This is a genomic window from Aestuariivivens insulae, from assembly GCF_022662195.1.
GTDB lineage: Bacteria > Bacteroidota > Bacteroidia > Flavobacteriales > Flavobacteriaceae > Aestuariivivens > Aestuariivivens insulae.
This window is the reverse complement of the sequence record NZ_JAKMCS010000009.1, coordinates 1-13164: the sequence shown is the minus strand read 5'-3', so window position 1 is coordinate 13164 and position 13164 is coordinate 1. Positions and strand designations below refer to the sequence as shown.

Here is a 13164-nt window from a genome sequence, read left to right as displayed (position 1 = left end):
CTAAAATTTAGTAATGGCTGAACAAAATATTTACATCCTAGGAATTGAGTCTTCTTGCGACGATACAGCTGCCTCCGTTATACATAACGGAAAAATCTTAAGCAATGTTATTGCCAACCAAAAAATACACGAAGCCTATGGCGGTGTTGTACCAGAATTGGCTTCAAGAGCACATCAGCAAAACATTGTTCCTGTAGTAGACCAAGCCTTAAACCAAGCCAATGTTTCTAAAGAACAACTTAACGCAATTGCATTTACCCGCGGCCCAGGCTTAATGGGATCACTTTTGGTTGGAACATCATTCGCAAAATCTTTAGCCTATGGTTTAAATATCCCGCTAATTGACGTTAACCACATGCAGGCCCATATTTTAGCTCATTATATCGATGAAGAAGGCTACAGTAAGCCTCCCTTCCCATTTTTAGCCATGACCATTTCTGGCGGCCATACGCAAATTGTACGGGTTGACAGCTATTTTAATATGACGGTGATAGGAGAAACCATCGATGATGCCGTAGGTGAAGCCTTTGATAAAAGTGGTAAGATTTTAGGTTTAGGCTATCCTGCCGGTCCCGAAATTGATAAACGTGCCAAACAAGGCAACCCAAAAGCCTTTAAGTTTACAAAACCTAAGGTAGATGGGTTAAATTTTAGTTTTTCTGGTTTGAAAACGGCCATTCTCTATTTTATTCAAAAGGAAACCAAGAACAACCCCAATTTTATTGAAGAACACATTAACGATATTTGTGCTTCCATACAATATACCATTATTGGTATTTTAATCGACAAGTTAAAACTGGCTTCAAAACAAACCGGTATAAAGCATATTGCAATTGGTGGAGGCGTATCTGCAAATTCAGGAATACGACAGGCCCTAAAGGATGGCGAACAAAAGTTTGGATGGACCACTTACGTGCCTAAATTTGAATTTACAACAGATAATGCCGCCATGATAGCCATTGTGGGTTATTTAAAATATCTTGAAGGCAATTTTACAGCACAAGACGTTACAGCTTCGGCACGATTGAAAATTTGATTGGCACAAATTCACGAATCATTTTATAAATGAAACACAAGAAAAAACATTCGTGAATTCGTGGCTAAAAACAACCTAAACCTTTATGCAACTATTCTATAATCCAGACATTAACGAACAAACCATTGAGTTTGCCTTCTCTAAAGAAGAAAGCAGGCATATCACCAAGGTCTTACGCAAAAACACTGGAGACACATTGCATATTACCAATGGTAATGGTTGGCTATTTACAGCGGAAATTTTAATAGCCGACATCAAGAAATGTGTCGCTAAAGTTACGCATAAAACATTACAAGAAAAACGTTCATACAACATACACTTAGCCGTGGCGCCTACAAAAATGAACGATCGCTACGAATGGTTTTTAGAAAAGGCCACCGAAATTGGTATCGACACCATAACCCCTATTATTTGTGACCGTAGCGAACGCAAAGTGATTAAACCAGAACGTTATGAAAAGATATTGCAATCGGCCATGAAGCAATCGCTTCATTGTTACTTGCCTAAACTAAATGCTGCCATTACCTTCAAGGAATTTATAAAACAAGAGCTTAAAGGTGATCGTTTTGTAGCCCATTGCGAAGAAACCGATCGAAAAAGTTTGAAACAGGAACTTCACCCCAACACCCCTACCACAATTTTAATTGGTCCCGAAGGCGACTTTAGTGTTAAGGAAATTGAAATGGCCCTAAAAAATAATTTTATTCCTGTAACTTTGGGAGCAACCAGATTGCGCACAGAAACGGCTGCGATAGTAGCCTGTCATGCTGTTGCTTTTATAAATGAATAGATAAAACCAATGAAGAAAACGCTCCTTCTTTGTACTTTATACTTTGTACTTAGTACTATAAACGCTCAAGAAATTGCAGTTTTAAAGTATAAAGGCGGTGGCGATTGGTACAGTAACCCAACAGCACTATCCAATTTAATTACCTTCTGTAACGAAAGGATAAATACTAAAATAGATGGAAAACCACAAACGGTAGAAGTTGGCAGCACTGATATTTTTCAATACCCTTTTATACACATGACAGGGCACGGCAATGTATTTTTCAGCGATGGTGATGCCGAGAACCTACGCAACTATTTGGTATCGGGAGGCTTTTTACATATTGATGACAACTATGGCATGGAACCTTTTATTACCAAAGAATTAAAAAAGGTATTTCCAAATACAGATTTAATTGAACTTCCTGCCAACCACCCTATTTTCAACAATGCTTTTTTATTCAAAGATGGCCTACCTAAAATCCATGAACATGATGGAAAACGACCACAAGCGCTTGGTATTTTTTATGAAGGCAGGTTGGTGCTTCTGTTTACTTATGAAAGCGATTTAGGAGATGGATGGGAAGACCCCGAAGTTCATAACGACCCCGAGGATGTTAGGGAGAAAGCCCTTAAAATGGGAGCTAATATTGTAAAATATGCGTTTGAGAATTGAGTTATTTGTTATGAACTTAAACCAAACTTAATAACAGAATAACTCATTAACACAATAACTCATTAACACAATAACTCAATAACACATTAACCCAATAACTTAATAACTTAATAACTCATTAACACAATAACACAATAACTCATTAACCCAATAACTTAATAACACAATAACTCATTAACTCAATAACTCAATAACTTAATAACTTAATACAACTCAACAAACAGCCACCAACTACAAACAACCGACTACCGACTAAAAAAAGATGCAACTAACCCATTACAACACAAAATTTAAGCGACATACCTTCCCTATTTCATTAGTTTGTGATAACGTTACCAACGCCCCAAACATAGGAAGCTTGTTCAGAACCGCCGATGCCTTTGGCATTGAAACCTTGATCCTTTGTGGTGAAGTCATTCCTTTTGGCAGAAAAATGACCAAAACGTCTAGGGCAACAGAAAAGGTGGTCCATTATAAAATTGAAACCTCGACAGTAGAAGTCATTGAACAATTAAAAAGCAAAGGACACCAAATTATTGCTTTGGAAATTACTGAAAACAGTACCCCCATTCACAATATTACGTTTTCAGATGAATCCCCAATAACTTTGGTTGTGGGTGATGAAAATTTTGGTGTTTCAGAAGACGTTTTAAAATTATCCGATGCTATTATCCATATCGATATGTTTGGCAATAATAGTAGTATGAATGTAGTACAGGCTACCAATATAGCACTATACGAAATTACAAAACAGCTTAGATCTCTTTAATTTTTTTTAGATACCCACAACTATTGCTTTACGAAAAGCATAGCTGCTCGTTTTTGTTTATCTTTAAAACATTAAATTATCTTTGTATTAAATAAACAAACAGGTTATGGTAATGACAATAAAACAGGGAGCTACAAAAAAAAGCATTAAAGACATACTAAAAAATTTAGGTAAGGAACTAAAACCTAAAGGGGTTGATGTTTATAAGTATGTTGGGAAAATCAACCTAAAAAAGGACGCTGTTAACATTCAGAAAGAACTTCGAAATGATTGGGAATAAGCTTTTTATTGATACTAACATCATACTTTACCTCTTAAATGGAGATGAAACATTAGCTGAATTATTAAACGAGAAACAACTCTATATTTCTGTGATTACTGAACTGGAATTATTGGCATACGGAGGTATTACTGCAAAAGAAGAAAAAATCATTAAAGAGTTTGTATCTCAATGTAAAACAATAACAATTAACAATGCTATAAAACAGGAAACCATACGTGTTAGAAAAACATATAAGACAAAACTTCCGGACAGTATTATTATCGCTACAGCATTATATTTAGATTTACCACTAATTACAGCAGATATAGACTTTAAAAAAGTAGAAGAGCTTACCTTGTTATACTATGAAACTTAGGTTACTTAAAGCACTTTAACCATTTTATAATCATCCATAATAAAGCCATTACCAATATCCTTTACTGTTGGCCCTACATTTTCAAAGCCTAGTTTTTCATAAGCTTTTATAGAATTCTGATTGTTTTTGTTTACCGTTAGCGTAATGCTTTTTAAGTTAGCCGCTTTAGCTTTTTCTTCAACAAACTGTAACGCAGCCTTACCTATTTTTTTACCTCGATATGCACTCAACACATATATCTTACTTAAAAACAATGTGTCACCATCGTTTATAATAGCGATATAGCCCACAGGTTTATCATTATAAGCCAACATAAAATATTCAAAGCCATCAGCTATTTGTTCTTTTATAGCCTTAGCCGATTGAAATTTATCCAGCATATAATCTATTTGAGGCTTCCCTACAATAGAAATATAATGTGCTCTCCAAATCACATAAGCTAGTTGTTCAATAGCCTGATAATCTGATTCTGTTTCAGCTTTACTAATTTTAATCATCGGAACTTAATTGTTATTAGACACTTCAGAATGCAACCATTTATCGGTCAATTCATAAAAATCGTATTTTATGGTCGATTTTTGTCGCTCCAAAACGCCGCTTTGAAAATTACGCTGTAAAATATCCTCTATTAGGTAGTCCTCTTTATCATTATAAGGATCGAACTCTTTTTTAAGCGAAATATCAAACATACTTGCTGTTGTATTATACCAAAAAGCTCGCCACCCACTTCGTAGCTCCTTAACCAAATCGAAGGTTGTACGACCGGTTTGCCTATGGATCAATTTCACCAAAATCTGTCCCTCTGTACGTGTTAATTTTTTCAATTCATCTGAAAACTCACCTTCAATATATTTCTGGATCATTTTAGTATACCTTTTTTTATCCCGTTTTTTAGTTAATGTTTCCAAGCGCCTGTTTAAGGAATCCAACCTATCGGCTGCTAATTTCGCATAAGGGTATACTTTTACCGTTTTTCGTCTTAAAATTAAATACCTGATACGGTCTTTTCTGCTATCAAATTTAAGTTTATGCAATAGCATCACCTCTTCTAAATCAATAGCTGTTCTAGGCACCGAATCGCCTTTTATAATTAAATACTCATATGCTGTAGTATCCTGCTCTTTTTCACTTATTTGTGAAAACACTACAAAAGGAGAAAGTAAGATTATATATTTTAAGAGGTCCTTCATAAATATGATCTGGAGCAATTGTCTTGGCAAAATTAACAATTTACAATATGCAAACATGATTTTTAACGGATTATTGGGTGTCCTGTAACCCTTTATTTTTTCTAAATACAAATAAAAATGCTTAGTAGATTTAAAGCACTGACCAACAACAGGTTATTTTTAGACCTGCCAGGTTTTAAAAACCTGGCAGGTCTCGGCTCTCAAGTGATTACGGCATGAAAAGTAATTTTCGTCATGTACTTAGAAATACAAACTGATTACTACAGATGAATTAATACGCTTTAATTTTTTTTTCAGACACAACCTTTTTCGCTTATAAAATCCAATATGTTTATCGTTAATATTATTATTTTAGTGCAAAACTTTTAAACATGGCAAAGAAGAGCATTCTCAATAAAAAATCGTTAGCATTTTTAGAAAACTATTTAAACAATGCTGCACCTACGGGCTACGAGTGGACCGGACAAAAAATTTGGATGGATTACCTTAAACCTTATGTCGATGAATTCATTACAGATACCTACGGCACAGCTGTTGGCGTCATAAACCCCAAAGCAAAATATAAAGTGGTTATTGAAGGACATGCCGATGAGATTTCCTGGTATGTGAATTATATTTCAGACAATGGCCTTATTTATGTGATTAGAAATGGCGGTAGCGACCACCAGATTGCCCCGAGTAAGGTGGTTAACATCCATACCAAAAAAGGGATTGTAAAAGGTGTGTTTGGCTGGCCCGCAATACATACAAGGGACAGAGCCAAAGAAGAAACGCCTAAACCAGATAATATTTTTATCGATTGTGGTTGTGCCACCAAGGAAGAGGTTGAAAAACTAGGCGTTCATGTAGGCTGTGTCATCACCTATCCAGACGAGTTCCATATATTGAACAAAGACAAGTTTGTATGTCGTGCATTGGACAATCGTATGGGCGGATTTATGATTGCCGAAGTAGCGCGCTTATTAAAAGAAAACAACAAAGAACTGCCTTTTGGACTTTATATAACCAATGCCGTACAGGAGGAAATAGGTTTGCGTGGTGCCGAAATGATCACCCAAACCATTAAACCTAATGTTGCTATCGTGACCGATGTTACCCACGACACCACAACTCCTATGATAGAGAAGAAAAAAGAAGGACACTTAGAGCTGGGTAAAGGGCCTGTAGTCGCCTATGCACCTGCCGTACAACAAAAATTACGGGATTTAATTACCGATACCGCAGAAACAAACAAGATTCCATTCCAGCGTTCGGCACTATCGCGTGCTACCGGAACAGATACCGATGCCTTTGCCTATAGCAACGGTGGGGTGGCATCGGCATTGATTTCATTGCCTCTACGCTATATGCATACCACAGTAGAAATGGTACATCGCGATGATGTTGAAAACGTTATCCGTTTAATTTATCAAACATTACTAAGTATTGAAGACGGAGAAACGTTTAGCTACTTTAAATAGATTATTTTGCTGATCTTGTTTCAGCTTCTCATTATAAACTTGCTAATATCCCGAATCAGGCTTTGAGAGCACTTCGACTGCGCTCAGTGTGACAACACAACGTCTGCTCGGGATGGCATTTTAATATGATCTTAGTTTCATGGACGAATACATAGACATAGTAACCAAAGCGGGAAAGCCTACTGGAGAATCGGAATTAAAGTCTGTTATACACCAAAAGGGCTTGTATCATAATACGGCACATGTATGGTTATATACATTAGATGGGGCCATTTTATTAGCACAACGATCGGCTAAAAAGACCATTTGCCCATTACTATGGGATGTGTCTGTCGCCGGACATGTCGATGCTGGCGAAACCATAGAACAAGCAGCCATTCGTGAAACGAAAGAAGAGTTAAGCCTGGATATTTCAGAAAAAGAACTATCAAAGATCGGTGTTTTTGAATGCTTTCAGGATTACCCCAACGGCATCAAGGATTACGAGTTGCACAATACTTTCATTTGTGAATTAAAAACATCCTTATCTCAACTCGTTCCCCAACCCAATGAAGTGGAAGCTCTTAAATTAGTCAGTTTTTCAGAATTTGAAGGCCTCCTTGCTAACAGTGGCACCAACAATCATTTTGTGCCTTCAAATAAAGCTTATTATAATATTATATTGCATGCCATTAAGCAACACATCACATAAATGTACTTACTTTTAGCGGCTATTGTTCCTTCATTAATTATTATCTTTTATATCTATAGAAAGGATAGATATGAAAGGGAACCTAAACGCTTAATTTTACTGAATTTCTTTTTAGGGGCCATAGTCAGTATTATCATTACTACCATATTGTACTATGCCTTTAATATTGTATTGCCTTTAGCCAATAGAATGAGTGTTTTTCAGCAATTTGTAAAAGCGTTCTTTGTTGTAGCACTCACGGAAGAATTCAGTAAATATGTCATCGTTCGTTATGTCGCCCAAAATAACAAATCCTTTAACGAGCCTTTTGATGGCATTGTGTATGCACTTACTGTATCGATGGGATTTGCAGCGACCGAAAATATTCTTTATGTGTTTGAAGGGGGCTACCAAATTGCATTGATTAGGGCTTTTACGGCTGTACCGGCCCATGCTACTTTTGGTATTTTAATGGGCTACTTTATGGGTAAGGCGAAATTTTCAAAGCACAAAACCATTTTAAATCTTTTGGGCCTACTAGCCGCCATGCTATTTCATGGGGCCTATGACTTTTTCTTGTTTATAGATTTTGTGCCCGGTATTTGGTCTGGTGCTTTGGCCTCTTTAGTTATTGGTATAGTACTATCTAGAAAGGCTATTAGGCACCATCAAAACAATAGCCATTTCAAACCCTTATAAATTTTTGCAAGACATAAAGCCTAAAAGGGTTAGGTTTTTAATCTTATATTTATAGCTCTATAAAAGCAACAACTTATGGATTATAAAGTTAAAGTGAACCACAGTATTACATTTGAATTAACCAAAAATGCTGTCATGGGTCTTGACGCCGTAAATAGCTCTCCGAACAAATACCATATTATCCATAATAACAAATCTTATTTTGCAGATATCATAAAACGGGATTTCAATTCAAAAACCTATACCGTTGCCATTAACAATACAAGGTATACCGTTGAGATAAAAAATCAGTTAGATGCCTTAATAGATGAAATGGGCTTTGCTATTGGCTCAAAAAAGCTGGTAAGTGAAATCAAAGCACCCATGCCCGGATTGATTTTAGATATGGCCGTTCAAGTTGGACAACGGGTAAAAGAAGGCGACCTATTGCTGATACTGGAAGCCATGAAAATGGAAAATAGTATTACTTCTCCCATAGAGGGTGTTATAAAATCCATAAATGCCACTAATGGTGATTCTGTTGAAAAGAATCAATTGTTAATTGAGTTCGAATAATAATCGCTAGTGCAAAGCAACAAAATGAATAAAATATTAGTAGCAAATAGAGGTGAGATAGCCATAAGGGTGATGAAAACCGCGCAAAAAATGGGGATTAAAACGGTGGCTGTTTACTCAACTGCAGATAGAAATGCGCCCCACGTAAAATTTGCCGACCAAGCTGTGTGTATAGGCGCCCCTCCTTCCAACCAATCCTACCTTAAAGCTGATAAGATTATTGAAGTGGCCAAAAACCTTAATGTAGATGCCATACACCCGGGTTATGGTTTTTTAAGTGAAAATGCCACTTTTGCTGAGCTTTGCGAAACCAATAATATCATTTTTATAGGCCCTAAATCCAAGGCCATAAAGATTATGGGAAGTAAACTTGCCGCTAAAGAAGCTGTTAAACAGTATAACATCCCAATGGTTCCGGGTATAGATGAAGCTATCACAGAGGTCTCTAAGGCGAAAGACATAGCCAAACCCATTGGCTTTCCCATACTTATTAAAGCATCGGCCGGTGGTGGTGGCAAAGGCATGCGTATTGTAGACAAGGAAAGAGATTTGGAATTCCAAATGAATCGAGCCATAAGTGAAGCTACATCGGCTTTTGGTGATGGTTCTGTATTTATTGAAAAATATGTGGGTTCACCGCGCCATATAGAAATTCAAATTATGGCCGACAGCCACGGCACCATTTTACATTTCTTCGAACGGGAATGTAGCATTCAACGCCGCCATCAAAAGGTAGTCGAGGAAGCCCCTTCATCTGTTTTGAGTCCTGAACTAAGACAAAAGATGGGAGACGCCGCCATTAAGGTGGCCAAATCCTGTGATTATTTGGGAGCTGGAACGGTTGAGTTCCTTCTGGATGCCGATCATAACTTTTATTTTCTGGAAATGAACACGCGCCTGCAAGTAGAGCACCCCGTTACAGAGCTTATCACTGGGGTGGACTTGGTGGAACTACAAATAAGGATCGCCAGAGGAGAAAAACTCCCCATAACACAAGATGATTTAAAAATTAAGGGCCATGCCCTGGAACTTCGTGTTTATGCCGAAGACCCGCTACATGATTTCCTTCCCAGTGTAGGCCATTTAAAAACCTATAAACTTCCTATAGGCAAAAATATTAGAGTAGATAATGGTTTTGAGCAAGGTATGGATGTTCCCATCTATTACGACCCCATGCTTTCAAAATTAATCACCTACGGAAAGACCCGCGAAGAAGCCATTCATACCATGATCAAGGCCATAGAAAATTACCATATTGAAGGTGTAGCAACCACCCTGCCTTTTGGCAAGTTTGTATGCGAACATGAGGCTTTTAAATCAGGGAATTTCGACACCCACTTTGTAAAGCAGCACTACACACCAGAGGCCATACAGCAAGGCATTGAAAACGAAGCGAAAATTGCAGCTTTAATAGCAGTTAAACTATATCTGGAAGACCAAAATATGTTACGTTTACCTAATACCTAATTATGGATTCGAAAGACGACAAAATATCAAAACTCAAATCGCTTGAAACCCAAGCCAAACTTGGTGGTGGACAAAAGCGCATTGATAAACAACATGCCAATAAAAAGCTTACCGCAAGGGAACGCATAGCCTATTTGCTGGACGAAAATTCCTTTGAAGAAATTGGCCTATTGGTGACCCATAGAACAACGGATTTTGGAATGGAAAACCAAGTTTATTATGGGGATGGGGTCATTACTGGCTACGGCACAATTAATGGTCGCTTAGTCTATGTTTATGCACAGGATTTTACGGTTTTTGGAGGATCGTTATCAGAAACCCATGCCGAAAAGATTTGCAAAATAATGGATATGGCTGTTAAAGTTGGAGCTCCCATCATTGGCTTAAACGATTCTGGAGGTGCTCGCATTCAAGAAGGTGTACGGTCGCTTGGTGGCTATGCCGATATATTTTACAGAAACGTACAGGCTTCGGGTGTTGTTCCTCAAATTTCGGCCATTATGGGCCCCTGTGCCGGTGGTGCCGTTTACTCTCCAGCTATAACCGACTTTATTATTATGGTTGAAAATACCAGTTACATGTTTGTTACGGGGCCCAATGTGGTAAAAACAGTTACCAATGAAGAAGTTACAAGCGAAGCCCTAGGAGGAGCAGAAACCCATGCTACAAAATCTGGTGTGGCCCATGTGACTTCAGCAAATGATGTGGAATGCCTCGAAGACATCAAAAAACTATTGAGCTATATCCCTCAAAACAATACCGAGACTGCTAAAACAATTGATTTTGAATTACAGGATGAGATAAGAGATGAATTATCAACCATTGTTCCAGACAGCCCCAACAAACCTTACGATATGCATGAAGTTATAGCGGGTATTATTGATAAGGATTCTTTTTATGAAATCCACAAAAGTTACGGCGAAAGCATTATTGTGGGGTTTGCACGTTTAGGAGGCAGAAGTATTGGCATTATTGCCAATCAGCCCATGGCATTTGCAGGTGTTTTAGGTGTTAAGAGTTCCAAAAAAGCGGCACGCTTTACGCGGTTTTGCGACTGTTTTAATATGCCGCTTTTAGTGTTAGTGGATGTACCGGGATTCCTACCAGGCACAGACCAAGAATGGAACGGCATTATTGTTCATGGTGCCAAACTGCTATATGCCCTAAGCGAAGCCACCGTACCAAGGGTAACGGTCATTACTAGAAAAGCTTATGGCGGTGCTTACGATGTAATGAACTCCAAACACATAGGAGCCGATTTTAATTTTGCATGGCCAGGGGCCGAAATTGCCGTTATGGGTGCCAAAGGAGCCAGTGAAATCATTTTTAAAAATGAAATAGCCCAAGCAAAAAATCCGGAAGAAAAAATAAAGGAGAAAGAAAAAGAATATGCCGAAAAATTTGCTAACCCTTATGAAGCTGCCAAACGTGGTTTTATCGATGAAGTGATACTCCCAAAAAATACAAGACGCAAATTATTGAAAGCCTTTTCTGTTCTTGAAACAAAAAAAGAAATCAGACCAAATCGTAAACATGGTAACATTCCTTTATAAATTGATTTAAGTTTACGGTTTATTTTTACATCATTAACCGTTTTGCATTTTGAATAAAAAGAGTAATAATATGTCTGTTCGAGTGTCCCGACAGTAAACGTCGGGACGTATCGAGAACTATTTTAAAGACTAAAATTCTAACCCGCCTGCCGATAGGCTGGTTGACAGAATTTTGTCAAAATACACAAAGGGTACCTTTATGTACCATAAACCAACCAATTATACTTTTATGAACTGGAAAAAACTAAAAAAAACACTGGGACCGGGAATCTTGTTTGCCAGTACGGCTATAGGTGTATCACATCTGGTACAAAGCACCCGTGCTGGTGCCAATTATGGTTTTGCGCTTTTACTATTTATTGTAGCGGCCAATGTGCTTAAGTTTCCGTTTTTTGAATTTGCTGCACGCTATGCCAGTGCCACTGGAAAATCCCTGATTGATGGCTATAAAAGGCTAGGCAAGTTTGCCATTTGGACTTATTTTATCGTTACCATTTGCTCCATGTTTTTTGTTAGTGCCGCCGTGGTTTTGGTTACCGCAGGCTTTATGGACAATCTCTTTGGCTTATCTGGACTTTGGAGCACGTTTAAGCTATTTCCTGTGGCTTTGGTTTTTTTGGTTACCGTAGGGCTCCTTATGTCTGGAAGGTTTACTTTTTTAGACCATTTTATAAAAGTGGTTGGCATTACCCTTTTAATTTCTACCCTTATTGTGTTTGTGCTTACCTTATTAAAAGGCCCTGCCGAGCATGTCCCAAACTTTATCCCACCCAATATTTTTGATGACACCAGTATTTTATTCATTATTGCCGTAATGGGTTGGATGCCAACGGCAATGGATTTATCGACATGGACAAGCCTTTGGATTGTTGAAAAGATAAAATCCACGAGTTACCACCCAACATTAAAAGAAACCCTTTTCGATTTTAATTTCGGATATTGGGTATCTGCGTTTTTGTCCATTTGTTTTGTTACTATTGGGGCCTATTTAATTTACGGTACAGGGCAATCCCTACCCGCTGGAAGTGTCGGTTTTGCCGATGGCGTAATAAAGCTGTACACCACAACCATGGGCAACTGGAGCTATATAATTATTGGTACAGCGGCATTTTCCATCATGTTTGGTACCTGTATCGGACTTTTTGATGGATATGCCAGAACCTTGCAACGCACCACTACCCTATTGTTTGCCAAAAGAGAGGATAAAACAATCGATTCCCGTAAAGTTTATATTTGGTCGCTAGTTATCTTAGCTGTAGGCTCATTTGCTATCAATGCCTTCTTTTCAGGGCAATTTAAAATCCTTATCGATTTGGCCACGACCATTTCCTTTTTAATAGCGCCTCTGGTAGCCATCGCCAATTTTAGATTGGTAAGCAGTAAGTATATAGATAAAGCCTTCTTACCGGGCAAACTCATGAAACTTATAAGCTATCTCGGTATTGTTTTCTTAACGGGTTTTGCGCTTTTTTATGTTTATGTGAAGTTTATAAAGTAAGTATTAACGCTTAATTTACCACCATTATTTCGTTATAAAACTATAGAATTTTATTACATGGACTTCCTATATTAGACTGGACATAAAGATGAGAGAATATGCTTGCTAGTTATTAACTTAGCAATTATGAGAAGTAAACCCAAACATTACACTTTAGAATTTAAACAAAAGGCAGTGGAGTTGAG

Annotated in this window: 15 protein-coding genes; 13 read left to right on the top strand and 2 right to left on the bottom strand. The window is 37.7% G+C overall.

The genetic code is table 11. The annotated features are described in order from the left end of the window. Nucleotides 1-13 precede the first annotated feature (13 nt). From tsaD to MR062_RS11675, 6 genes are all read left to right on the top strand, one after another. A complete protein-coding gene (tsaD, locus tag MR062_RS11700; RefSeq protein ID WP_242204450.1) occupies nt 14-1036 on the top strand; it encodes a tRNA (adenosine(37)-N6)-threonylcarbamoyltransferase complex transferase subunit TsaD in 1023 nt (340 codons plus the stop codon). Between the two features lie 85 nt (nt 1037-1121). After that, entirely contained in the window at nt 1122-1826 is a 705-nt protein-coding gene (locus MR062_RS11695; protein ID WP_242204448.1) for a 16S rRNA (uracil(1498)-N(3))-methyltransferase, read from the top strand. A 9-nt stretch (nt 1827-1835) separates the two neighbouring features. Then, complete coding sequence (locus tag MR062_RS11690) at nt 1836-2480, top strand: DUF4159 domain-containing protein (RefSeq protein ID WP_242204446.1); 645 nt, start codon at nt 1836-1838, stop codon at nt 2478-2480. Between the two features lie 262 nt (nt 2481-2742). Further along, nucleotides 2743-3249 carry a TrmH family RNA methyltransferase gene (locus tag MR062_RS11685; RefSeq protein WP_242204445.1) on the top strand — a complete coding sequence of 169 codons (507 nt, stop codon included), beginning with the start codon at nt 2743-2745 and terminating at the stop codon, nt 3247-3249. Between the two features lie 112 nt (nt 3250-3361). Next, nucleotides 3362-3529 carry a hypothetical protein gene (locus MR062_RS11680; protein ID WP_242204443.1) on the top strand — a complete coding sequence of 56 codons (168 nt, stop codon included), beginning with the start codon at nt 3362-3364 and terminating at the stop codon, nt 3527-3529. Then, nucleotides 3516-3887: a type II toxin-antitoxin system VapC family toxin gene (locus MR062_RS11675; RefSeq protein ID WP_242204441.1), complete on the top strand. Its 372-nt coding sequence runs from the start codon at nt 3516-3518 to the stop codon at nt 3885-3887. Before MR062_RS11680 ends, MR062_RS11675 begins: the two co-directional genes overlap by 14 nt. A gap of 5 nt (nt 3888-3892) precedes the next feature. Here the strand turns inward: MR062_RS11675 and MR062_RS11670 are convergent, their stop codons facing one another. Both MR062_RS11670 and MR062_RS11665 read right to left on the bottom strand, forming a co-directional pair. Beyond that, complete coding sequence (locus tag MR062_RS11670; RefSeq protein ID WP_242204439.1) at nt 3893-4384, bottom strand: GNAT family N-acetyltransferase; 492 nt, start codon at nt 4382-4384, stop codon at nt 3893-3895. Nucleotides 4385-4390: 6 nt separating this feature from the next. Continuing rightward, nucleotides 4391-5077: a DUF4294 domain-containing protein gene (locus tag MR062_RS11665; RefSeq protein ID WP_242204438.1), complete on the bottom strand. Its 687-nt coding sequence runs from the start codon at nt 5075-5077 to the stop codon at nt 4391-4393. 371 nt (nt 5078-5448) lie between these two features. Here MR062_RS11665 and MR062_RS11660 point away from each other — a divergent pair, with 371 nt between their 5' ends. The 7 genes from MR062_RS11660 to MR062_RS11630 all read left to right on the top strand — a co-directional run bounded on the left by MR062_RS11660 (nt 5449) and on the right by MR062_RS11630 (nt 12979). After that, nucleotides 5449-6537, top strand: a complete 1089-nt coding sequence (locus MR062_RS11660) for a M42 family metallopeptidase (RefSeq protein WP_242204436.1) — start codon at nt 5449-5451, stop codon at nt 6535-6537. Between the two features lie 139 nt (nt 6538-6676). Beyond that, entirely contained in the window at nt 6677-7228 is a 552-nt protein-coding gene (locus MR062_RS11655) for an NUDIX hydrolase (RefSeq protein ID WP_242204434.1), read from the top strand. Next, nucleotides 7229-7906: a PrsW family intramembrane metalloprotease gene (locus MR062_RS11650; protein WP_242204432.1), complete on the top strand. Its 678-nt coding sequence runs from the start codon at nt 7229-7231 to the stop codon at nt 7904-7906. Nucleotides 7907-7981: 75 nt separating this feature from the next. Then, nucleotides 7982-8461, top strand: a complete 480-nt coding sequence (locus MR062_RS11645) for a biotin/lipoyl-containing protein (RefSeq protein WP_242204430.1) — start codon at nt 7982-7984, stop codon at nt 8459-8461. A gap of 24 nt (nt 8462-8485) precedes the next feature. Beyond that, nucleotides 8486-9928 (top strand): acetyl-CoA carboxylase biotin carboxylase subunit, encoded by a 1443-nt coding sequence (gene accC / locus MR062_RS11640; protein ID WP_242204428.1) that lies wholly within the window; start codon nt 8486-8488, stop codon nt 9926-9928. A 2-nt stretch (nt 9929-9930) separates the two neighbouring features. Then, a complete protein-coding gene (locus tag MR062_RS11635) occupies nt 9931-11481 on the top strand; it encodes an acyl-CoA carboxylase subunit beta (protein ID WP_242204426.1) in 1551 nt (516 codons plus the stop codon). Between the two features lie 199 nt (nt 11482-11680). Continuing rightward, entirely contained in the window at nt 11681-12979 is a 1299-nt protein-coding gene (locus tag MR062_RS11630; RefSeq protein WP_242204424.1) for an NRAMP family divalent metal transporter, read from the top strand. The last annotated feature ends 185 nt before the right edge of the window (nt 12980-13164 follow it).